This window comes from Phytohabitans rumicis (assembly GCF_011764445.1).
GTDB classification, from domain to species: domain Bacteria; phylum Actinomycetota; class Actinomycetes; order Mycobacteriales; family Micromonosporaceae; genus Phytohabitans; species Phytohabitans rumicis.
In genome coordinates this window covers 129249-148661 of the sequence record NZ_BLPG01000002.1, presented here as the reverse complement: position 1 = coordinate 148661, position 19413 = coordinate 129249, and the positions used below count along the sequence as shown (strand labels likewise).

The window sequence follows — 19413 nt, the reverse complement described above, 5'->3', positions numbered from 1 at the left end:
CCGCAGCCCGCCGCGGGCGAGCCCCGCAGTCGCGAACGAAAGGCAGACTCGGTGACGACGTACCTGGACTCGCCGGTGCCGTTGGCGTTCGCGCATCGCGGTGGCGCCGCGGAGGGCGACGAGAACACCGCCGAGGCGTTCGCGCGGGCGGTCGGCCTCGGCTACCGGTACGTCGAGACCGACGTGCACGCCACCTCGGACGGGGTGGCGGTGGTGTTCCACGACCCGACCCTGGACCGGGTGGCCGGGCAGGCCGGGCGGATCGACCGGATGCGCTGGGCGGACCTTTCGACCGTGCGGGTGGGCGGGGCGGCCGCCGTACCCCGGCTGGACGAGGTCCTGGCGGCGTGGCCGCGGGTGCGGTTCAACATCGACGTGAAGGCCGACACCGGCATCGCGCCCACGGTCGAGACGGTGCGCCGCGCGGGCGCGGGTGGACGGGTGCTGCTGGCCTCGTTCAGCGACGCCCGGCTGGCCCGCCTGCGTACCCTCGCCGGACCGGACGTGGCCACGTCGCTGGGCATGCGGGCGGTGGCCCGGCTGCGCGTGGCGTCGCTGACCGGGCGGCGGCTGATGCTGCCGGCGTCGGCGGTGGCGGCGCAGGTCCCGGTCCGGTACGGCCGGATGCGGGTGGTCGACCGCCGGTTCGTGGCGCACGCCCACAAGCTCGGCCTGCAGGTGCACGTGTGGACGATCGACAACCCCGCCGAAATGCACGAGTTACTTGATCTTGGGGTTGATGGCATCATGACCGATCGCGTCGACGTGTTACGCGACGTCTATGTCCAACGGGGCGTGTGGCACGAAGGGGCCGAGTGACGACTATCGCGACCAGCACCCGCAACGAGCGGACCGGCTGGTACTTCTACGACTGGGCCAACTCGGCGTTCTCCACCACCGTGGTGACGGTCTTCCTGGGGCCGTTCCTGACCGCGGTCACCGAGCAGGCCGCGGGCTGCGCGCTGGGCGCCGAGGACTGCGACCGCGACGTGCACCCGTTCGGCATCACCGTGGCCGCCGGCTCCTACTTCCCGTACCTGGTCTCGCTGTCGGTGTTCCTGACCGTGTTCGTGCTGCCGGTGATGGGTGCGGTCGCCGACCGGTCGGCGCACAAGAAGCGGCTGATGGCCGGGGCGGCGTTCATCGGGGCGGCCGCGACGATCGCGATGGCGTTCGTGACCGGCGAGCGCTACCTGCTCGGCGGCGTGCTGTTCCTGATCGCGAACATCGCGTTCGGCGCGAGCATCGTGGTCTACCACTCGTTCCTGCCGCAGCTGGGCGGGCCGGACGAGCGGGACCGGATCTCCAGCCGCGGCTGGGCGCTGGGCTACCTGGGCGGGTTCGTGCTGCTCGCGCTCAACCTGGTGGCGGTGCAGATGTTCGGCATCGCCGACGACGACCAGCGCACCCTGGACATCGCCCGCTGGTGCATCGTGTCCGCCGGCGTGTGGTGGGCGGGGTTCACCCTGGTGCCGCTGCGCTGGCTGCGCGAACACCCGGCCACCGACCACCCCAGCACGGGCGGCAGCGTGCTGACCGACGGGTTCCGGCAGCTGTGGCGCACCGTGCGCGGGCTCAAGGCGTACCCGTTGACGCTGTTCTTCCTGCTCGCGTTCCTGATCTACAACGACGGCATCCAGACGGTGATCGCGCTGGCCAGCCAGTTCGGCAGCGAGGAGCTGAACCTCTCCACCAACACGCTGATCATCACGATCCTGATCGTGCAGTTCCTCGGCTTCGGCGGCGCGCTGATGCTGGGCAAGGTGGCCGAGCGGATCGGCGCCTGGAAGACCGTGCTGATCAGCCTGGTGCTGTGGACCGGGGTGATCGTGGCCGCGTTCCAGCTGCCCGCGGAGGCGCCGGTGCCGTTCATGATCCTGGGCGCGTGCATCGGCATCGTGCTGGGCGGCAGCCAGGCGCTGAGCCGATCCCTGTACAGCCAGCTGATCCCGAAGGGCAAGGAGGGCGAGTTCTACGGCTTCTACGAGATCAGCGACAAGGGCACCAGCTGGCTCGGGCCGCTGCTGTTCGGCATCGTCAACCAGGTGACCAACAGCTACCGCACCGGCATTTTCGCGCTGCTCATCTTCTTCGTCGTCGGTTTCGTGCTGCTGTTGATGGTGCCGATGCGGCGGGCCATCGTGGCGGCCGGCAACACACCGCCGCGGGTGCTGTAAGCGTTAGGGTCGCTCATGGAGCGTTTCGTGCAGGCGGTGCCGCCCCCCGCCGACCCGTACGCCGGTGACCCCCTGCTGCGCGCGTGGCTCGAACGCGTGCTCGGCCCGGCCGGCCACGCCGCCGCCAAGGACCGCCTGGCCACGCTGGCCGCCGACGTCGCCGGGCCGCTGCGCGCCGCGCACGCCGACGCCGAGGCGCACCCGCCGACCCTGGTGCGGTACGACCCGTGGGGGGCCCGGGTGGACCGGATCGACACGTCGGCGGGCTGGCAGGTCCAGCGCGCGGCCGCCGCCCGGCACGCGGTGGTGGCCCTGCCGTACCTGGCCGAGGCCCGCGGCACCTGGGGCGCCGCGGCGCGGGTCGTGCAGCACGCCCTCCTGCACCTGTACGGGCCGGAGTCGGCCACCTTCTCCTGCCCGGTGGCGATGGCGGACGGCGCCGCCGCGCTGCTGTCCCGGCCCGAGGTGGACCCGTCGGTCCGCGCGCGATGGCTGCCCCACTGGTGTCCACCGACCCGGACGAGGCGATCACCAGCGGCCAGTGGATGACCGAGTCGCAGGGCGGCTCCGACCTGTCCCGCTCGTCCACTGTGGCCTCCTATGAGGACGGTGGCTGGCGGCTGGCCGGCGAGAAGTGGTTCTGCTCGGCCGCCGACTCGGCGATCGGGATCGCGCTGGCCCGACCGGTCGACGCGGGTCCGGGCAGCCGCGTGCTCGCGCCGTTCCTGATCCCCCGTCACCAGGAAGGGGTCCGCGTCCACCGCCTGAAGGACAAGCTCGGCACCCGGGCGCTGCCCACCGCCGAGATCGGGCTGCGCGACGCGCACGCCGAGCCGCTCGGCGACCCCACCCGGCCCGGCCTGACCCGCGCGATGACCCTCGTCGTGGTCACCCGCGTGCACAACGCCGCGGCCGCCGCCGGGGGCATGCGCCGCGGCCTGGCGTACGCGCTGGCGTTCGCCGCCCAGCGCCGGGTCGCCGGTGGGCTGCTCGCCGACTCGCCGCTGCACCGGGCCACCCTCGGCACCCTCGCCGTCGACGCGGCCGGCGCGTTCGCCCTGGCCGCGCACGCGTTCGAGCTGCTCGGCCGCGTCGAGGTGGGCGCCGACCCGTACGCCGCCGCCGAACTGCGCATCGTCGCCCCGCTCGCCAAGCTCGTCACCGGCCGGCTCGCCGTGGCCTCCGCCAGCGAATACGTGGAAAGCTTCGGCGGCGCCGGCTACGTCGAGGACACCGGCGTGCCCCGGCTGCTGCGCGACGCCCAGGTCCTGCCGATCTGGGAGGGCACCACCAACGTGCTGGCCCTGGACGCGCTGCGCGCCGTCGTACGGGACGACGCGGCCACCCCGCTGCTCGCCCGCCTGGACGCGGCCCTCGGCACCGCCCGCGGACTGTCCCCGTCGCTCGCGCAGACCATCGCCACCGCGGCCACCGCGCTGCGCGAAGAGCTCGCCACGGCCCAGGAGGACCCGGCCGCCGCCGGCGTCGTCGCCGGGGCACGCGGGCTGGCCTTGCGCATGGGGTACGCCCTGGCGGCCGCCCTGCTGGTCGAGCACGCCACCTGCGGGGACGAGCAGTCCGAGGCGGCCGCCCGGCTCTGGACCCGCCGCTGGCTCCGCCACGAGGACGTCGCCGTCGACGCCCACCACGCCCTAGACACCCTCGCCTGACCTCAGTGCAAGGAAGGGCACCCTATTAACGCATTCTGCATAGGAAGGGCCCCCTCCTAACGCCTGGGCGTAGCCTGGGGCGGGTGCGGATCGGATTTGGCGCGCCCGTGTCCGGCTCCTGGGCCACGCCGGACAACATGGTCCGCGTCGCCCGGCGGGCCGAGGAGCTCGGCTACGAGTCGCTGTGGACGTTTCAGCGGCTGGTGTCCCCGGCGGACGGCCACTGGGGCGAGATGTACCGCAGCGTCCACGACCCGATCGTGACCATGGCGTACCTGGCCGCCCACACCTCCCGGGTACGGCTGGGCGTGGCGGTGCTCAACGCCCCGTTCGTGGCGCCGGTGATCCTGGCCAAGCAGTTGGCCTCCGTCGACGTGGTGTCCGGGGCCGGCTCGACGTGGGGTTGGGCGCCGGCTGGTCGGCCGAGGAGTTCGCCGCGGTGGGCGCCGACCCGGCGCACCGGGGCCGGCGGGTCGAGCAGGCCGTCGCCGCCATCCGCACCCTGTGGACAGAGGATGTGGACTACGCCGGCACCCGGGTACGGATGGACCCCCGGCCGGTGCAGCGGCCGTACCCGCCGATCCTGCTCGGCGGCACGGCGCCGGCGGCGTTGCGCCGGGTGGGGCGGGTCGCGGACGGGTGGATCAGCGGCAGCCGCGCCGACCTGGCCACGTTCGGCGAGGCGGTGGCGGTCGCCCGCGGCGCCGCGCAGCGGGCCGGCCGGGACCCGGACGTGCTGCGCTTCGTGGCCCGCGGCTCGGTACGGGTACGCCCGGCGGGCGATCCGGAGCAGCGGCTGCTGACCGGCACCCTCGATAAGATCCGGGCCGACTTCGACGTGATCGCGCAGCAGGGCGTCACGGAGCTGTTCGTCGACCTGAACTTCGACGAGCAGATCGCCTCCCCGGATGCCGACCCGGCGGCGTCCATGGCCCGCGCCGAGGAGGTTCTGGAGGCGCTAGCGCCCCGATAGCCGGCGGGCGCGGGCGGCCCAGAGGGTGTACGCCGGGTCGCGGTCCAGGTTGTGGCGGTCCCGGTCGTAGCGGCGGGTGGTCCGCGGGTCGGCGTGACCCATGGCGTCCTGGACGTCCTCCAGCGGTACGCCTTCGGCGCGGGCGGCGGTGGCGAAGGCGTGCCGCAGCGAGTGCGGGGACAGCTTGGCCCAGGCGGGGATGCGGGCCTGCTGGGCGTACCGGCGGACCAGGCGGAACATCGCGTGCCGGTCGAGGCGGGCGCCGCTGGCGGTGACGAACAGGGCGGCCGCGGCGTCCGCGTCCGGGCGGGTGGCCAGGTACGCGTCGAGGGCGGCCGACGTACCCGGGGTCAGGGCCCGGCGGCGCGGCTTGCCGCCCTTGCCGACGAAGCGCACGCTGCGGTGGCCGCGCTCGTACCCGATGTCGTCGAGGTTGAGCGAGACCAGTTCGCCGACGCGCAGCCCCAGGTCGGCCAGGAAGGTGAGCGCGGCGCGGTTGCGGGCGGCGAGCGGGCCGGTGTCGGCGTCGGCGGCGGCCAGCAGCGTGTCGACCTCGGCCGGGGTCAGGCCGACGGTGGCGGAGTGGTCGCGGGCCACCTTGGGCCGGTCGGCGGCGGAGACCGGGTTGGCCTCGACGGCGCGCAGCTTGGCCAGGAAGGCGTACCAGCTGGACAGCGCGGACAGCTTGCGGGCGACGGTGGCCACGGTCAGCGGGCGCCCGCCGCGCGGTTCGACGGTGCTCTCCAGGTCCCGGCCGTACGCGTTGACGTCCAGGAACGTGGCGCGCAGCGGGTCGAGGCCGCGGCCGGCGCACCAGGCCAGGTAGCCGGCGATGTCCCGCCGGTACGCGTCCCGGGTGTGCTCGGACAGCCGCCGGTTGCGCAGCCACGCCTCGGTGAAGTCGACACCGTCCCCCACAGCGGGCAGAGCGGACGCCGGGACAGCCGGATGCATGGGGAAGATCCTGACACACCCGGTCAGGTATCGGCGGTAGGTTCGGCGGCGTGCGAGCGAGCCGCCTGCTGTCCCTGCTGCTGCTCCTGCAGACCCGCGGCCGGATGACCGCGCAGGAGCTGTCGGACGAGCTCGAGGTGTCGGTGCGCACCATCTACCGGGACGTCGAGTCGCTGGGCGCCGCGGGCGTGCCGGTGTACGCCGACCGCGGCCCCACCGGCGGCTACCAGCTGCTGGACGGCTACCGCACCCGGCTGACCGGGCTGACCGTCGACGAGGCCGAGACGCTCTTCCTGTCCGGTGTGCCCGGCCCGGTCGCCGAGCTGGGCCTGGGCGCGGTGCTGACGGCGGCGGAGCTGAAGCTGCGCGCGTCGCTACCCACCGAGTTGGGCGCGCGGGCCGGGCGCATCCGGGACCGTTTCCACCTGGACGCGCCCGGCTGGTTCCGCCGCGACGAGCACACCCCGCACCTGGCCGTGCTGGCCGACGCGGTGTGGAACGAGCGCCTCGTGCAGGCCCGCTACCTGCGGTGGAAGGCGCCGCGGGAGGTGACCCGCACGCTCGCCCCGCTCGGCGTGGTACTCAAGGCCGGCCGCTGGTACCTGGTCGCCAGGGCCAAGGAGCGGGTCACCGCGTACCGGGTCAGCAACTTCCTGGCGGTGGACCCGCTCGAGGAGGGGTTCGGCCGGCCGGCGGGCTTCGACCTGGCCGAGTTCTGGCAGGAGTGGGCCCAGCGGTACGAGGACAACCTCTACGCCGCGGTCGCCGAGGTGCGCATGACGGTGGCGGCGCTGGCCCGGATGCCGTTCATCTTCCCGCCTGGCATGTCCCGGGCGGCGACCGCCGGCGCCGGGCCGCCCGACGCGGCCGGCTGGCTGCGCACGACCGTGCCGATCGAGTCGGCGGTGCACGGGCACATGGAGCTGCTCAAGCTCGGCGCCGAGGTGGAGGTGCTTGGGCCGCCGGAGTTGCGGGCACTGTTCACGGAGACGGCGCGGGGGCTACGGACAACCTACCTGGAGGGGACATGACGCTCCCTACCGACATGAAGGCACACAACGAGGCACTGATCGCCCAGTTCCGGGCCAACGGCGGCACCGCGCCGCAGGGCCGGTCGCTGCTGCTGCTCACCACCACCGGCGCCCGTACGGGCCAGCCGCGTACGACGCCGATGATGGCCATCCGGTACGACGACCGGCTGCTGGTGGTCGCCTCCAACGCGGGTGCCCCGAAGCATCCGGACTGGTACCGCAACCTGGTGGCCGACCCGCGAGTCACCGTCGAGTTCGAGGGCGAGGCGTACGCCGCGCGGGCCGCCGTGCCGCGCGGCGAGAACCGGGACCGGATCTTCGCCTGGGTGGTCGACCGGTACCCGTTCTTCGCCGACCACCAGGCCAAGGCCGGCCGCACCATCCCGGTGGTGCTGCTGGAACGGACGTACGCCGCGTAGTCAGGCGTGCGGGCCGGCGGTCACCTCGCCGAGGGTCAGCGACGGTGTGCCCTCCAGGATCTCCCCCACCCGCTCGACCTGCTCCTGCAGCGCCCGCCGCCGGGCCGCGCTCAGCGTGCCGAACGCCTCCACGGTGACGTGGATCCGCCGCCCCGCCCGGCGCTGGTGCCACACCCCGGCGACGGTGCCGCCGACCAGCAGCACCGGGAAGTTGCCGGCCTGCCCGCGGGCCAGCGCCCGGGTGCCGGCCCGGCCGGGAAACACCAGCTCGCGCGGGTGGCAGCCGACCCCGTACGCGTCGAAGTAGGGCAGCAGCCGCACCCCGCCCGCCGGGGCGTCCGGCAGGTCGGCGTCGCCGGCGTTCACCCAGCCGCCGTCGACCCGCTCCAGGTCCAGGGAGGCGAACAGGCGCTCCGCCCACTTCGGCGAGATCGCCAGCCACTTCGCGAAATGCGCGGGCTGCGCCGGCCCGTACCCGTGCAAATAGCGCTGGACCAGCGCGGACAGCGCGGCGTCGGTGTCCATCGGGCGGAAGCCCGGCAGCCAGCGCGCGGGGCTGGTGTAGGTGGTCTGGCGGCCGCGCTCGGGGCCGAAGCACATCGCGCCGCGCTGGGACGCGGCCGCCATCGCGGCGGTCCAGCGCGGCCACTTCTCGCCGCCGAACATCTCCACGACCTTGTCGCCGGCCCACGGCCCGGTGCCCGCCACCACGGCCGCGGTCAGCTCCTGCCTGGTCAGCTCGGCGTCGGCCAGCGCGCCGCCCACGGCCGCCACCACCTCATCGACCTGGTCGGGCTTGAGCAGCGCCGACTCGTACGCGGGCGCCGGCAGCGCGGACAGCGCACCGGTCCACATCGGCAGGTCCGCGGCGGGCAGCAGATGGACGGTGCCGCGCGGCCCGCGGGTCTTGACCAGCGTGCGGTCCACCCACAGGGCCTGCCTGACCTGGGTACGGGTGACGCCCGCGACCCGGATGCCGACGGACACCTCGGCGGCGGACATCACCTGGGCGTGCGCCCCACACATCGCGCCCACCACGTCGGCGAGCCGGTCGGCGCTGGCCGGGGTCGCGAGCCGGTGCCGCTCCAGCCGCCGCGCGCACACCAGGTCCCAGGTCATGCGAGCACCTTGCCGAAGAACGCCTTGATGTCGGCGGCGTGCGCCACCGGCTCCTCCATGGCCACGAAGTGCCCGCCCGGGTTGCCTTCCGGCCAGTGCACGATCGTGTTGTGCTTGTCGGCCAGGCGGCGGAACAGCGCCGGGCCGCCGCCGTAGACGCCGCTGGGCACCCGGGCCTGGCCCTGCGGCCAGGTGGTGTGCGTGGTGTCGTACATCGGCCAGGACGAGGTGCCGAAGGTGCCGGTGAACCAGTACACGCTCAGGTTGGTCAGGAACAGGTCCCGGTCGACCACGTCGAAGAAGTCGTGGAACTTCTGGGCGTGCCAGGCCAGCGCGGCGGCCGGCGAGTCGTGCCAGCCGTACGCCATGGTCTGCGGCGCGGCCCGCAGCAGCGCGTGGTGGTCCACGCCGGCGCCGGCCCAGCCCATGATCACCTCGTACTCGGCCTTCTCGTTCGCCGTCATGTCGGCCACGTCCGCCTCCGTCGGGAAGCCCAGGCCACCGTCGATGTGCACGCCGACCACGTGCTCAGGATCCACCACCGCCACCTCCGGGGCCACGTACGCGCCGAAGTCGCCGCCCTGGGTGCCGTACCGGTCGTAGCCGAGGCGGCGCATCAACTCCGCCCACATCCGGGCCACCTTGTTGACGCTGAAGCCGGCCTCCGGCGCCTGGGAGAACCCGAACCCGGGCACCGACGGCACCACCACGTGGAAGTCCGCCAGCAGTTCCGGGATGACCCGGACGAACTCGACGAAAGTGTTGGGCCAGCCGTGGGTGAGGATCAGCGGCAGCGCGTCCGGGTTCGCCGAGCGGACGTGCAGCAGGTGCACCCGCAGCCCGTCGATCTCGGTGGTGAACTGCGGGAACGCGTTCAGCTCCGCCTCCCGGGCGCGCCAGTCGTACCCGGTGCGCCAGTACTCGGCCAGCTCGCGCAGGTGCTCCACCGGCACGCCGCGGCTCCACTGGTCTCCCGGCAGCTGACCCGCCCAGCGTGTACGGGCCAGCCGTTCGCGCAGGTCGTCGACGTCGGCTTGGGGAATCTCGATGCGGAATGGCGTCATGCGGACCACGCTACGACCGATGTAGGTCAGGATCTGTCACACATGGAGGGCATCATCGAACGCATGACGTCCGGCCGGCTGTTGACGCTGCTGTCCCTGCTGCAGACCCCGCGCGAGTGGCCCGGCAGCGAGCTGGCGCAGCGGCTCGGGGTCAGCCTGCGCACCATCCGCCGCGACGTGGACCGGCTGCGCGAGCTCGGCTACCCGGTGCAGGCCACGATGGGCGCGATCGGCGGGTACCGGCTGGTGGCCGGCAAGGCCATGCCGCCGCTGCTGCTGGACGACGACGAGGCGGTCGCGATCGCGGTCGGCCTGCGTACGGCCGCCAGCCACGCGGTCGAGGGCATCGAGGAGGCGTCGGTGCGGGCCCTGGCCAAGCTGGAGCAGGTGCTTCCCTCCCGGCTGCGGCACCGGGTCGGCACCCTCGGCGCGGCCACCGTCCCGCTGACCACCTGGGAGCCGCCCACCGTCGACCCGTCCCGGCTGACCGTGCTGGCCGGCGCGATCACCGGCCACGAGCGGCTGCGGTTCAGGTACCGGTCGCACGAGGGCACCGAGACCGACCGGCTGGTCGAGCCGCACCGCCTCGTCTCCGCCGGCCGCCGCTGGTACCTGGTCGGCTACGACGTCGAGCGCGGCGACTGGCGGATGTTCCGGGTGGACCGGGTACGCGAGCCGCGGCCGACCGGGGTACGGGTGCCGCCGCGCCCGCTGCCCGCGCAGGACGCCGCCGCGTACGTCACCGCGCAGCTGACCAGGTTCGCCCCGGTCTACCGGGCGGTGGCCACCCTGCACGCCCCGATCGAGCAGGTCGCCGGCCGGGTCGGCGACTCGCCCGGCGACCTGGTGCCGATCGACGCGCACTCCTGCCGGCTCAACAGCCACACCGACACCCTGCAGTGGCTGGCGTCCCGGCTGGTGATGCTCGGCTGCGAGTTCGAGGTGCACGAGCCGCCGGAGCTGATCGCGCACCTGCGCGAGATCGCCGGCCGGGTCGGCCGCTCGGTGCATATGTGAGCAAGCTAAACGCCGGAGTATGGTCCGCCATCAAGGTCGGCCCGGCACACTCATGGCATGGGTGAGATCGAACCGGCCGCCGCGCTGGAACTGCTGGTGGATGGCAACAAGCGGTTCGTGGCCGGGCATCGGCTGCACCCGCACCAGGACGCCGACCGCCGCACCGCGCTGGGCGCGGCCCAGAAGCCGTTCGCGGTGCTGTTCGGCTGCTCCGACTCCCGGCTCGCCGCCGAGATCATCTTCGACCGGGGGCTCGGCGACCTGTTCGTGGTGCGCACCGCCGGCCACGTGCTCGGGCCGGAGGTGCTGGGCAGCATCGAGTACGCCGTGGCCGCCCTGGACACCCCGCTGATCGCGGTGCTCGGCCACGACTCGTGCGGCGCGATCGCGGCCGCGCTGGACGCGGTGCGGCACGGCACCACCCCGGACGGGTTCATCCGCGACGTGGTGGAGCGGGTGATGCTCAGCGTGCTCGCCGTGCGCTTCCAGGCCCTGACCGACGCCGACGCCGCCGTCGAGGAGCACATCCGGTACACCACCGACATGCTGGTGCAGCGCTCAGCGGTGATCGCCGACCGGCTCGCCGAGGGCCGGCTCGGCGTGGTCGGCCTGTCGTACCGGCTCGGCGAGGGCACCGTACGCCAGGTGGCCGCTCACGGCGTGTAGGCGAACCGGTCGACGGCCGCGCGCAGGGACTGCGCCAGGCCCGGGTGGCCGGCGCCGTGCCCGGCGTCGTCGACGACCACCAGCTGCGCGTCCGGCCACGCCTGGGACAGCTCCCACGCGTCGTCCAGCGGGCTGCTCACGTCCATCCGCCCGTGGACCAGCACGCCGGGGATCCCGGCCAGCCGCTTCGCGTCGCGCAGCACCTCGTCGTCGTCCAGCCAGGCGTCGTGCCGCCAGTAGTGGGTGACCAGCCGGGCGAAGACCATCCGGAACGCCGGGTCGTCGTACCGGGGGTCGGGCTTGTGGTCGGCCCGGATGGCGACGTGCGTGTCCTCCCACCGGCACCACTCCCGGGCGGCGTGCTCGCGCACCGCCGGGTCCGGGTCGGCCAGCATCTTCGCGTACGCGTCGACCAGCCGGCCGTCCCGCTCGGCCGGCGGCACCGCGTCCCGGAAGCGGGCCCACTGCGCCGGGAAGATCCGCCCCATCGCGCGGGTGATCCACTCGACGTTGCGCCGGGTGGTGACCGCGACGCTGAACAGGACCAGCTGGCTGACCCGCTCGGGGTGCCGCTGCGCGTACGCCGTGCCCAGCGTGGAGCCCCACGAGCCGCCGAACACCAGCCACCGGTCCACGCCCAGGTGGCGGCGCAGCAGCTCGATGTCGCCGATCAGGTGGTGGGTGGTGTTGACGCTCAGGTCGGTGGCCGGGTCGCCGGCGCTGGGCGTGCTGCGCCCGCAGCCGCGCTGGTCGAAGAGCACCACCCGGTACGCCGCCGGGTCGAAGAAGCGCCGCCAGTACGGCGAGCAGCCCGACCCGGGGCCGCCGTGCAGCACCACCGCCGGCTTGCCGTCCGGGTTGCCGCACGTCTCCCAGTAGACGAGGTTGCCGTCGCCGACGTCGAGCATGCCGCTGTCGTAGGGCTCAGTCATGCCTTCAATCTAACAGTGCTGTTATTTTTGTCGAGTGAGCACCCTTCCGGAACGCGAAGCGGTCGGCACCCTGATGCGGCACGTCCTGGAGCTGCTGGACGGCGACGTCGCCACGGTCTACCGCGACGCCGGCGTGCCGGACTACCGGCCGCGCTTCTCCCCGCCGTCCGGGCCCTGGTCGCCGCCGGCCCGATGTCGATCCGCGCCCTGGCCGGCGCCGTCGGCGTGACCCACTCGGCGGCCAGCCAGACCGTCGCCCAGATGGCCAAGGCCGGCTACGTCACCCTGGAGCCCGGCACAGACGCCCGCCAACGCATCGTCCACCTCACCCCAGGACCCACGCCCTACTCCCGCTCATCCAGGCCGAGTGGTCCGCCACCACCGCCGCCCTGCGCGACCTGGACGCCGACCTCCCCGCCCCCTATCGGATGTCCTCCTAGCCGCCGCCCAGTCCCTCTCCTCCCGCAGCTTCCGCGCCCGCATGCCCCCGCTCCCCGCCTCGCCGGCGTCGCCGCGCGGCGAGCCCGCCTCGCCCCGATGATCAGGGAGTGGCTCGGGCGTGTGGCGGCGTGGCGCGCGAGCGGGTCCCTGATCAACGCGATCTTGGCCACCCCACCTTGCATGACCATACGACCGTGTGCATATACTTCTGCTCGTGTCCAAGGTGCTTTCCTCCCTGCCTGTCGGTGAACGCGTCGGGATCGCCTTCTCCGGCGGCCTCGACACCTCCGTAGCGGTCGCGTGGATGCGCGAGAAAGGTGCCGTGCCGTGCACCTACACCGCTGACATCGGCCAGTACGACGAGCCCGACATCGGCTCGGTGCCCGGCCGTGCCACCGCGTACGGCGCGGAGGTCGCCCGCCTGGTCGACGGCCGCGCGGCGCTGGTGGAGGAGGGGCTCGCGGCGCTGGCCTGCGGGGCGTTCCACATCCGCTCCGGCGGGCGCGCCTACTTCAACACCACCCCGCTGGGCCGGGCGGTCACCGGCACCCTGCTGGTACGGGCGATGCTCGAGGACCGGGTGCAGATCTGGGGCGACGGCTCCACCTTCAAGGGCAACGACATCGAGCGCTTCTACCGGTACGGCCTGCTGGCCAACCCGTCGTTGCGGATCTACAAGCCGTGGCTGGACGCCGACTTCGTCACCGAGCTCGGTGGCCGCAAGGAGATGTCCGAGTGGCTGCTGGCCCGTGACCTGCCGTATCGGGACAGCACCGAAAAGGCGTACTCCACCGACGCCAACATCTGGGGCGCGACCCACGAGGCCAAGCAGCTCGAGCACCTCGACGCCAGCCTGGAGATCGTCGAACCGATCATGGGCGTGCGGTTCTGGGACCCGGACGTCGAGATCCACACCGAGGACGTCACGATCGGCTTCGAGCAGGGCCGGCCGGTGAGCATCAACGGCAAGGAGTTCGCCTCCGCCGTCGACCTGGTGCTGGAGGCCAATGCGATCGGCGGCCGGCACGGCCTGGGCATGTCCGACCAGATCGAAAACCGGATTATCGAGGCCAAGAGCCGCGGCATCTACGAGGCGCCGGGCATGGCGCTGCTGCACGCGGCGTACGAGCGGCTGGTCAACGCGATCCACAACGAGGACACCCTGGCCAGCTACCACAACGAGGGCCGGCGGCTGGGCCGGCTGCTGTACGAGGGCCGCTGGCTGGACCCGCAGGCGCTGATGCTGCGCGAGTCGCTGCAGCGCTGGGTCGGCTCGGCGGTCACCGGCGAGGTCACCCTGCGCCTGCGGCGCGGCGAGGACTACTCCGTCCTGGACACCGCCGGGCCCGCGTTCAGCTACCACCCGGACAAGCTGTCCATGGAACGCACCGAGGACGCCGCTTTCGGCCCGGTCGACCGGATCGGTCAGCTGACCATGCGCAACCTCGACATCGCCGACTCGCGCGCCAAGCTGGAGCAGTACGCCGGGCTCGGCATCGTCGGCGGCGGCCCGCGGCTGATCGGCGTCGTCCAGTCGTCCCCGACCGAGCTGATCGGCGCGATGCCGGAGGGCGGAGCCGAGGCGATCGCCTCCCGCGGCGCCGCCTTCGGTCCGGTCGACGACGACGAGCTGCTCGACCACGCCGCCCTGGAGTCCGGCACCGACTGACGGCGGCATCGTGAGATGTGGCACGATTTCGCAGGTGACCAGTCGACCCGCCGCCGAGCAGCATCTGCGCGACCTGGTGCTGCTGCGCCGGGTCAAGGATCGGATCGACCGGGAGTACGCGCAGCCGCTTGACGTCGAGGCGCTGGCCCGCGGCGTGAACATGTCGGCCGGGCACCTCAGTCGCCAGTTCCGGCAGGCGTACGGCGAGTCGCCGTACGCCTATCTGATGACCCGGCGCATCGAGCGCGCGATGGCGTTCTTGCGTCGTGGCGACCTCAGCGTCACCGAGGTCTGTTTCGCGGTCGGCTGCTCGTCGCTGGGCACCTTCAGCACCCGCTTCACCGAGTTGGTCGGCGTGCCGCCCAGCGTCTACCGGGAGCGGGCGGCGCGCGCGACGGCGGGGATACCGGCGTGCGTGGCCAAGCAGGTCACCAGACCGATCAGGAATCGAGAAGCGCGGGTCACGCAGCCGCAACTAGCGTGACTGACATGGACATCACCATTCACGCGAGCTTCCTTCCGCACAGCGACCCGGACGCCTCCCTGGCCTTCTACCGCGACGTGCTCGGCTTCGAGATCCGCAACGACGTCGGGTACGAGGGGATGCGTTGGATCACGGTCGGCCCCGCCGGCCAGCCCGACACGGCCATCGTCCTGCACCCGCCGGCCGCGACGCCCGGCATCACCGACGACGAGCGCCGGGTCCTGTTCGAGCTGATGGCCAAGGGCAGCTACTTCGGCGTCAACCTGGCCACCCGCGACGTCGACGGCACCTTCGCGAAGCTGGAGGCCAGCGGCGCCGAGGTGGTCCAGGAGCCGACCGACCAGCCGTACGGCGTCCGCGACTGCGCCTTCCGCGACCCGGCGGGCAACATGATCCGCATCCAGGAGCTGAGCTGACCCGATGAGTAAGCCGTCGACCGCGCCACACGTTGCCGACAGTCACGATCTGATCCGCGTGCAGGGGGCACGCGAGAACAATCTCAAGGACGTCAGCATCGAGCTGCCCAAGCGCCGGCTGACGGTGTTCACCGGGGTCTCCGGCTCCGGGAAGAGCTCGCTGGTGTTCGGCACGATCGCCGCGGAGTCCCAGCGGATGATCAACGAGACGTACAGCGCGTTCGTGCAGGGCTTCATGCCGACGCTGTCGCGGCCCGAGGTCGACCTGCTCGACGGCCTGACGACGGCGATCATCGTGGACCAGGAGCGGATGGGCTCCAACCCCGCTCCACCGTCGGCACCGCCACCGACACCAACGCGATGTTGCGCATCCTGTTCAGCCGGCTCGGCAAGCCGCACATCGGCTCGCCGAACGCGTACTCGTTCAACGTGCCCTCGGTGAAGGCCAGCGGCGCGATCACCGTCGAGCGCGGCGGCAAGACGAAGGCGGAGAAGGCGACGTTCACCCGCCTGGGCGGCATGTGTCCGCGCTGCGAAGGCATGGGCGCGGTCACCGACTTCGACCTGTCCGCCCTGTACGACGACAGCCTGTCGCTCAACGAGGGCGCGCTGACGATCCCCGGCTACTCCATGGACGGCTGGTACGGGCGCATCTTCCGCGGCTGCGGCTTCTTCGACCCGGACAAGCCGATCCGCCGGTACAACAAGCGGGAGCTGCACGACCTGCTCTACAAGGAGCCCACCAAGATCAAGGTCGACGGGATCAACCTGACGTACGCGGGTCTGATCCCGCAGATCCAGAAGTCGTTCCTGTCCAAGGACGTCGACGCGATGCAGCCGCACATCCGCGCCTTCGTGGAGCGGGCGGTGACGTTCACGACCTGCCCCGAGTGCGACGGCACCCGGCTGGCCCGGAGGCCCGCTCGTCGAAGATCAACGGGAAGAACATCGCGGACGTCTGCGCGATGCAGATCAGCGACCTGGCCGACTGGGTCCGGGGCGTGGACGAGCCGTCGGTGGCGCCGCTGCTGGCCGGGCTGCAGCACCTGCTGGACTCGTTCGCGGAGATCGGGCTGGGCTACCTGAGCCTGGACCGGCCGGCGGGCACGCTGTCCGGCGGCGAGGCGCAGCGCACCAAGATGATCCGCCATCTCGGCTCCTCGCTGACCGACGTCACGTACGTCTTCGACGAGCCGACCATCGGGCTGCACCCGCACGACATCCAGCGGATGAACGAGCTGCTGCTGCAGCTGCGCGACAAGGGCAACACGGTGCTCGTCGTGGAACACAAGCCCGAGGTGATCGCGATCGCCGACCACGTCGTCGACCTCGGCCCCGGCGCCGGCACGGCCGGCGGCACCGTCTGCTTCGAGGGCACCGTGGCCGGGCTGCGGGGCAGCGACACCACCACCGGCCGCCACCTCGACGACCGCGCGACGCTCAAGGAGTCGGTGCGTGGGGCCAACGGCACGCTGCAGGTCCGCGGCGCGTCGACACACAACCTGCAGGACGTGAACGTCGACATCCCGCTCGGCATGCTCTGCGTGGTCACCGGCGTGGCCGGCTCCGGCAAGAGCTCGCTGATCCACGGCTCGGTCGCCGGCCGGGACGGCGTGGTCGTGATCGACCAGGCCGCGATCCGCGGTTCGCGGCGCAGCAACCCGGCGACGTACACGGGTCTGCTCGAACCGATCCGCAAGGCGTTCGCGAAGATCAACGGCGTGAAGCCGGCGCTGTTCAGCGCCAACTCCGAGGGCGCCTGCCCCACCTGCAACGGCGCCGGCGTCATCTACACCGACCTGGGTGTCATGGCCACCGTCGAATCCACCTGCGAGGAGTGCGAGGGCAAGCGGTTCCAGGCGTCGGTGCTGGAGTACACGCTGGGCGGCCGCAACATCGCCGAGGTGCTCGCGATGTCGGTGACCGAGGCCGAGGAGTTCTTCGGCGACGGCGAGGCCAAGACGCCGGCCGCGCACAAGATCCTGGACCGGCTCGCCGACGTCGGGCTCGGCTACCTCAGCCTCGGCCAGCCGCTCACCACCTTGTCCGGCGGCGAGCGGCAACGGCTCAAGCTGGCCACCCAGATGGGCGACAAGGGCGACGTCTACGTCCTGGACGAGCCGACCACCGGCCTGCACCTCGCCGACGTCGCGCAGCTGCTCGGCCTGCTGGACCGGCTCGTCGACGCCGGCAAGTCGGTCATCGTCATCGAGCACCACCAGGCGGTCATGGCGCACGCCGACTGGCTCATCGACCTCGGGCCCGGCGCCGGCCACGACGGCGGCCGGATCATCTTCGAGGGCACCCCCGCCGACCTCGTCGCCGCCCGCGCCGGCCTCACCGGAGAGCACCTCGCGGAGTACGTCGGCGCCCACTGACGGCATCCTTGACGAACACGATCCCGTCGGTGCTGGCCACCTGGGCCGGGTCCAGCGGCGCGTAGCCGTACCAGGGGGACACGCGGGCGGCCGGCGGCGTGTCGCCCAGGACGGTGGCCAGCCGGCGGGCGTCGACGACGTACCGGTCCTGCGGCAGCGCGTACAGCAGCCCCTCGACGGTGTCCGCTGGTGGGGCGTCCACGCCGTGGTCACCGAACGTGCCGAGGGCGGTGGCCAGGAACGCGTACCCGTCGCCCAGGTGGGCGCCGACGATCGCGCCGGCGCTCCACCACTGCAGCGGCAGGCCGCCCAACCGCATGCTGCTCTTGGTCCGCTGCAGATGGCTGTTGTGGGCGTTCACCAGCGTCGGGCCACGCTCGGCGACGGCGAGCAGGTTGGCGGCCATCATCGAGTCCCGCACGCCCAGCAGCCACGCCATGCGACCCGGTGAGGTGTCGGCCATCCAGAAGTGGTAGCGCAGCAGCCCGGTGGCGGTACGCCCGTACAGGCGGGCCCGGTCCCAGTCCTCCCGCGAGGACGCCGCGATCAGCTGCGGCGGCTGCGCGTCGAGCAGGGCCACCAGGTCGTCGGCGAGCAGCCGCAGCCGCTTGGCCTCGGGGGTACGCCCCGCGGACTGGGCCGGGTCCATCATCGCGGCGGGGTTCGTCCAGCGGTCGTCGGCGCCGAGCAGCCGGTCGAGGGTGTCGGCGGTGCAGGGCAGCAGGTCGGCGTCCGCCCAGGCGGTGAGGTAGGCGTGCAGCGCGGTGAGGGCCGGCCGGGGGCTCGCCGCGCCGGTGATCTCCAGCGGGCCGTCGAACCCGGCGAAGCGCAGCCGCTCGGACCCGGGCCGGCCCTCGTTGTACGCGCGCATCCAGCGCACCAGCTCGCGGTTGCCCGCGAAGGCGCCCCACCCGTGGCTGAAGCCGCGCTCCATGACCTCGTCGAGGGCGCCCGTGCCCGAGGTGACGTAGTCGTCCACGACCAGGCCCATCAGGCAGTCGCTCTCGATCGCGATCGTCCGGTAGCCCTCCCGTTCGACGAGTTGCCGGAAGAGCTCGTTGCGCAGGTCGAGCAGCGCGTCCGCGCCGTGGGTGGGCTCGCCCAGGGCGAGCAGCCGGGGCCGGGCCGGGAGCAGGCTCATGACGGTAGCGGCGTCGACGGTGTGCGCGGTTTCCTTGATACCAGCGGTCATGCCCCTCAACGATATCGTTGAACCAACGGTTGAAACTTCGTCGCGATAATGGCAGGACGTTGGAGCGAAACCTTCAAGACGGTGGACGGCTCAGGCCGGTTGACCTGGGGCGCGCGAACGGCCTGTCCACGCAGGCGATCCGCAACTACGAGGCGGCCGGCATCCTTCCGGCCGCCGCACGCACCCCGCACGGCTACCGCACCTACACCCGGCGGCACGCGCAAGCCCTGCGCGCGTTCCTCGCCCTCGTGTCCGGACACGGCCACCAGACGGCCACCGCGATCATGCAGGCGGTCAACCGGGACGCGACCGGGGACGCGCTGCGGCTCATCGACGAGAGTCACGCCCAGCTGCTCGAGGACCGCCGCACCCTGCAGGCCGTCGAAGCCGCGCTGGGCGACCTCGTACCCGTGCCGCCGGAGCGCGGCGACACGTTCGTCGGCCCGCTGGCCAGAAGGCTCGGCCTCCGCGCGGCCACCCTGCGCAAATGGGAACGCGCCGGCCTGGTCCAGCCGCGCCGCGACCAGCAGACGGGCTACCGGGTCTACCGCGCGGCCGACGTGCGCGACGCCCTGCTGGTCCACCAGCTCAGGCGCGGCGGCTACCGGTCGGCGCAGATCGCCCCGCTGATCGCGCAGGTCCGTTCCGCCGGCGGCGTCGCGCCGCTGGAGTCGATGCTGCGCGACTGGCACGCCCGCCTGGCGTCCAGGAGCCGCGCCATGCTCACCGGCGCCGCCGCGCTGGACGCCTACCTCGGCGGCTGACCGCGCCCGGCGGTGGTGTCCACCCCTGGTCGGAATTCGGGTTTCGA

19 protein-coding genes and 2 pseudogenes are annotated in these 19413 nt (G+C 72.8%); 16 read left to right on the top strand and 5 right to left on the bottom strand.

What is annotated here, in order from left to right:
* Positions 1-51: 51 nt before the first annotated feature.
* The 5 genes and pseudogenes from Prum_RS44290 (at position 52) to Prum_RS53070 (ending at position 4820) form a co-directional block, all read left to right on the top strand.
* Positions 52-819, top strand: a complete 768-nt coding sequence (locus tag Prum_RS44290) for a glycerophosphodiester phosphodiesterase family protein (RefSeq protein WP_246278744.1) — start codon at positions 52-54, stop codon at positions 817-819.
* Positions 816-2177 (top strand): MFS transporter, encoded by a 1362-nt coding sequence (locus Prum_RS44285; protein WP_246278743.1) that lies wholly within the window; start codon positions 816-818, stop codon positions 2175-2177. Before Prum_RS44290 ends, Prum_RS44285 begins: the two co-directional genes overlap by 4 nt.
* A gap of 15 nt (positions 2178-2192) precedes the next feature.
* Positions 2193-2726, top strand: a complete 534-nt coding sequence (locus Prum_RS44280; protein ID WP_173085097.1) for a hypothetical protein — start codon at positions 2193-2195, stop codon at positions 2724-2726.
* Entirely contained in the window at positions 2666-3847 is a 1182-nt protein-coding gene (locus tag Prum_RS44275; protein ID WP_173085095.1) for an acyl-CoA dehydrogenase family protein, read from the top strand. The genes Prum_RS44280 and Prum_RS44275 overlap by 61 nt, the downstream gene beginning before the upstream one ends.
* Positions 3848-3984: 137 nt before the next feature.
* A pseudogene (locus tag Prum_RS53070) lies at positions 3985-4820 on the top strand (TIGR03619 family F420-dependent LLM class oxidoreductase).
* Here Prum_RS53070 and Prum_RS44265 read toward each other — a convergent pair.
* Positions 4806-5774 (bottom strand): tyrosine-type recombinase/integrase, encoded by a 969-nt coding sequence (locus Prum_RS44265; protein ID WP_173085093.1) that lies wholly within the window; start codon positions 5772-5774, stop codon positions 4806-4808. The pseudogene Prum_RS53070 and the gene Prum_RS44265 sit on opposite strands and share 15 nt — an antisense overlap.
* Positions 5775-5824: 50 nt before the next feature.
* Between Prum_RS44265 and Prum_RS44260 the strand changes: the two genes are divergently transcribed.
* The gene (locus Prum_RS44260; protein ID WP_173085091.1) at positions 5825-6805 is read left to right on the top strand and encodes a helix-turn-helix transcriptional regulator; all 981 of its coding nucleotides are present in this window, start codon (positions 5825-5827) and stop codon (positions 6803-6805) included.
* Positions 6802-7224 (top strand): nitroreductase family deazaflavin-dependent oxidoreductase, encoded by a 423-nt coding sequence (locus Prum_RS44255; protein WP_173085089.1) that lies wholly within the window; start codon positions 6802-6804, stop codon positions 7222-7224. Before Prum_RS44260 ends, Prum_RS44255 begins: the two co-directional genes overlap by 4 nt.
* Here the strand turns inward: Prum_RS44255 and Prum_RS44250 are convergent, their stop codons facing one another.
* A complete protein-coding gene (locus Prum_RS44250) occupies positions 7225-8343 on the bottom strand; it encodes a winged helix DNA-binding domain-containing protein (RefSeq protein ID WP_173085087.1) in 1119 nt (372 codons plus the stop codon).
* The gene (locus Prum_RS44245; protein ID WP_173085085.1) at positions 8340-9407 is read right to left on the bottom strand and encodes an epoxide hydrolase family protein; all 1068 of its coding nucleotides are present in this window, start codon (positions 9405-9407) and stop codon (positions 8340-8342) included. Before Prum_RS44245 ends, Prum_RS44250 begins: the two co-directional genes overlap by 4 nt.
* A gap of 42 nt (positions 9408-9449) precedes the next feature.
* Between Prum_RS44245 and Prum_RS44240 the strand changes: the two genes are divergently transcribed.
* Together Prum_RS44240 and Prum_RS44235 are read left to right on the top strand one after the other, a co-directional pair.
* Complete coding sequence (locus Prum_RS44240) at positions 9450-10424, top strand: helix-turn-helix transcriptional regulator (RefSeq protein ID WP_173085083.1); 975 nt, start codon at positions 9450-9452, stop codon at positions 10422-10424.
* Positions 10425-10481: 57 nt separating this feature from the next.
* Positions 10482-11090, top strand: coding sequence for a carbonic anhydrase (locus Prum_RS44235; protein ID WP_173085081.1), 609 nt, complete (start codon positions 10482-10484; stop codon positions 11088-11090).
* Here Prum_RS44235 and pip read toward each other — a convergent pair.
* Complete coding sequence (gene pip, locus Prum_RS44230) at positions 11078-12022, bottom strand: prolyl aminopeptidase (protein ID WP_173085079.1); 945 nt, start codon at positions 12020-12022, stop codon at positions 11078-11080. The genes Prum_RS44235 and pip overlap by 13 nt on opposite strands.
* A gap of 34 nt (positions 12023-12056) precedes the next feature.
* Here pip and Prum_RS53065 point away from each other — a divergent pair, with 34 nt between their 5' ends.
* From Prum_RS53065 to Prum_RS44205, 6 genes and pseudogenes are all read left to right on the top strand, one after another.
* Positions 12057-12251: a hypothetical protein gene (locus Prum_RS53065; RefSeq protein WP_246278741.1), complete on the top strand. Its 195-nt coding sequence runs from the start codon at positions 12057-12059 to the stop codon at positions 12249-12251.
* A complete protein-coding gene (locus tag Prum_RS55570; RefSeq protein ID WP_371871428.1) occupies positions 12215-12712 on the top strand; it encodes a winged helix DNA-binding protein in 498 nt (165 codons plus the stop codon). Before Prum_RS53065 ends, Prum_RS55570 begins: the two co-directional genes overlap by 37 nt.
* Positions 12678-14132 (top strand): argininosuccinate synthase, encoded by a 1455-nt coding sequence (gene argG, locus Prum_RS44220; RefSeq protein WP_173085076.1) that lies wholly within the window; start codon positions 12678-12680, stop codon positions 14130-14132. The genes Prum_RS55570 and argG overlap by 35 nt, the downstream gene beginning before the upstream one ends.
* Before the next feature lie 34 nt (positions 14133-14166).
* Positions 14167-14616 (top strand): helix-turn-helix transcriptional regulator, encoded by a 450-nt coding sequence (locus tag Prum_RS44215; RefSeq protein ID WP_173085074.1) that lies wholly within the window; start codon positions 14167-14169, stop codon positions 14614-14616.
* Between the two features lie 5 nt (positions 14617-14621).
* Positions 14622-15032: a VOC family protein gene (locus Prum_RS44210; protein ID WP_173085072.1), complete on the top strand. Its 411-nt coding sequence runs from the start codon at positions 14622-14624 to the stop codon at positions 15030-15032.
* A 4-nt stretch (positions 15033-15036) separates the two neighbouring features.
* A pseudogene (locus tag Prum_RS44205) lies at positions 15037-17410 on the top strand (ATP-binding cassette domain-containing protein).
* Here the strand turns inward: Prum_RS44205 and Prum_RS44200 are convergent.
* Positions 17370-18602 carry an erythromycin esterase family protein gene (locus tag Prum_RS44200; protein ID WP_173085070.1) on the bottom strand — a complete coding sequence of 411 codons (1233 nt, stop codon included), beginning with the start codon at positions 18600-18602 and terminating at the stop codon, positions 17370-17372. The pseudogene Prum_RS44205 and the gene Prum_RS44200 sit on opposite strands and share 41 nt — an antisense overlap.
* 59 nt (positions 18603-18661) lie before the next feature.
* On the opposite strand from Prum_RS44200, the gene Prum_RS44195 reads away from it, so the two are divergent.
* The gene (locus Prum_RS44195) at positions 18662-19366 is read left to right on the top strand and encodes a TioE family transcriptional regulator (RefSeq protein WP_173085068.1); all 705 of its coding nucleotides are present in this window, start codon (positions 18662-18664) and stop codon (positions 19364-19366) included.
* Positions 19367-19413: the final 47 nt, after the last annotated feature.